Source organism: Desulfatitalea alkaliphila (genome assembly GCF_022968795.1).
Taxonomy (GTDB): domain Bacteria; phylum Desulfobacterota; class Desulfobacteria; order Desulfobacterales; family Desulfosarcinaceae; genus Desulfatitalea; species Desulfatitalea alkaliphila.
Genome location: NZ_JALJRB010000061.1, coordinates 1 through 2,372 on the forward strand (window position 1 = coordinate 1; position 2,372 = coordinate 2,372).

A 2,372-nucleotide genomic window follows, 5' to 3' on the forward strand; every position below is an offset into this window, starting at 1 on the left:
GAATCAAATAACGATTGTCCAGTAAAAATTTTCATTTTTGAGCCTGTTATGAATCAATTTTATTGAATTCCAATTGGTTGAGGAGTTTAGAAAGCAGTTGTGGGTTGTTTTGAAAAAATCTGTGGCCGCAAATTACCGCTGCTACATAATAATAATGTTCTGCTATATAAAAGGGTGCCATGATGTTTAAGTTCTTTGAGAATCCAATATCGTTTGCCTACTTGGCTGAAAGTGGACATGCTTGTCACTTTTGCAAAGCAACCGAAAACTGCCTCGACGGGGAACACTTCTTCGGCCAAAATGAGATAGATGCAATCTGCTTTTCGTGTATGCAAGCTGGTCGCTTAATTGATCTGGATATCTCTGCAAACGAGATCAACATATCCGCTCTCGACCCAATTTTAGTTGATGTCGAGCAGGTTTCAAATGAGATTACCTATTGTACGCCATCAGTGCCGACTTGGCAGGATTCATTTTGGCCCATTAAGAACGGCAGGCCATATAGGTTCATCAAGATCGCTTCTAAACTCGACTATGAATCAAAAGAGCAATTTATTGATTCTCTATATGAGAATAGCAATGATCCAGAATGGCTTTGGAGCATGTTGCCTGATCACAAGATAGCAAATATTAAAGAAGGCCAGTATGATCTATCTTGCTACTTGTTTGAGTTTGAAGGAGACAAACTTACAACTTGGGATGCAAACTAAGCAGAACAATCTGCTGTTGGGGACGGCGAGGACCATGCCGCCCCAAAGCAGCACGTTAGGTGCCAGGGGTAGCTATGTCGCAGTACGAATTGCTTGCTACAGCAATCGCATGCTTTGCGGTTCTCGTTAGCCTCATCGCTTGGAACGGCCAGAGAAAGCTCCAACGCGAGGCCAATGATCTCCAGCGAGCGACCGCAAAGCTGGCCGAAAAGCAGTTGGAGCTGCTGCTCCGGGAGGAGCGCGGCAAGAGCGTAGCTCGCCTTTCACTTGATCTCTTCCGCGATGGCAAGAGCTACCGCTTCCGCCTCACAAACGTCGGTGAGGCTGAGGCGCGAGACGCAGAGATTGAGTTGCAGCTTCAACGGCCGGAGGACAATCCCATCATTGCCTCTGAGTACGCCGAGAAATTTCCGGCAAAACGTCTTATGCCTGGATCATCCGTCACGCTAATCGCGGCCATGCACCTCGGTAGCCCGAGCGCCTATAACGCCATTCTGTCTTGGACCAACCCGGACGGGTCGCGGATTGAGGAGGAGGCTTATGTTGCACTGTAGCGGGCTGGCACCTAACAAGGCAAATTAACTCGGATGCAAATTCCGCTGCGCTCCATTTGCACCGGTTATTTGCAACGTTAGCATCAACATTTTTTATGAAAGGAGAAACTGATGAAAAAGTATCTTTCATTGCTACTTCTATCTACTTTTATCTTATTTATTTTTCCAGTCACTTCGAATTGTCAAACTATAATTGATGGTTCATGTACTGTAATTTTCGCAATACAAGATCCATACTGCGTACCATTATTAAACATGACATACGATTTTCAGGTAGGAACACGTTTTTTCGGTTCTATATCTGGGCTAAGTTGTTCCGAAATAAATAAACTCAAAAATGAAATCTATGAAACCTACCTCACCGTAAAGACTGGTTCAAACAATCTCTATGATGCCTTGAATTCAAGAATCATAAAAACGCAGGAATCGCTTTCCAACATCGAATATGTTCTTGAACAGAATCAACGATCGCTTACTGATGATGAGTGGAATGTAGTATTGTCCACCTTTTTAGTTTATATGTCTGGTGTAGAGCTGGGCTATGTTATCGCCACTTCTGGCCTTTTGACTGGAGGTGCTGCGGTTGGTATCGTCGGTGTTTCTGCTGGGCTTTATCTCATATATAAAGGATGTACAGGTCACACCGATAGGCTTTTTGCAATAAGGCACATTAAAAAAAGTGTTTATTTGCATCGGGATTTAATTGAGAATGATAAATCTAAATTAAACTCGTCAATTCCATTGAACTACACTGATGCAATAAAAACTTTCAATGGACTATGCAACATCGTGAGAAATAATTGTATGCCTTGTACTGGGCCACCAGAATCGCCAAGTTCTTTGCACTTTTATAAGTAAGAGACACTTTCGTGAAAATAAATGCTAACCTTTTACTTCACCAGATTCGGGCCAAAAAGCGGCCCTCTCTGGTGAGCAATACGTTAGAGATAAAATGAATCTCAAAGCGTACATAGAGAACTTAAATAATATTGTGCAGCGTGAAACAAATGAAATCAGGTTTATTGAAAAATGTGCTGAACACCTAAATTATCTTCGTAAATATTGGAAATCCAATAGAAACGAATTTGATGAATCTGATATTGTATTT

3 protein-coding genes are annotated in these 2,372 nt (G+C 42.3%); all 3 read left to right on the top strand.

All coding sequences use genetic code 11. The features are described 5' to 3' along the window. The first annotated feature begins 179 nt into the window (after nucleotides 1-179). Entirely contained in the window at nucleotides 180-710 is a 531-nt protein-coding gene (locus MRX98_RS21605) for a CbrC family protein (protein WP_246915185.1), read from the top strand. A gap of 74 nt (nucleotides 711-784) precedes the next feature. After that, nucleotides 785-1,264: a hypothetical protein gene (locus MRX98_RS21610; protein WP_246915187.1), complete on the top strand. Its 480-nt coding sequence runs from the start codon at nucleotides 785-787 to the stop codon at nucleotides 1,262-1,264. A gap of 111 nt (nucleotides 1,265-1,375) precedes the next feature. Continuing rightward, nucleotides 1,376-2,122, top strand: coding sequence for a hypothetical protein (locus tag MRX98_RS21615; protein ID WP_246915189.1), 747 nt, complete (start codon nucleotides 1,376-1,378; stop codon nucleotides 2,120-2,122). Nucleotides 2,123-2,372: the final 250 nt, after the last annotated feature.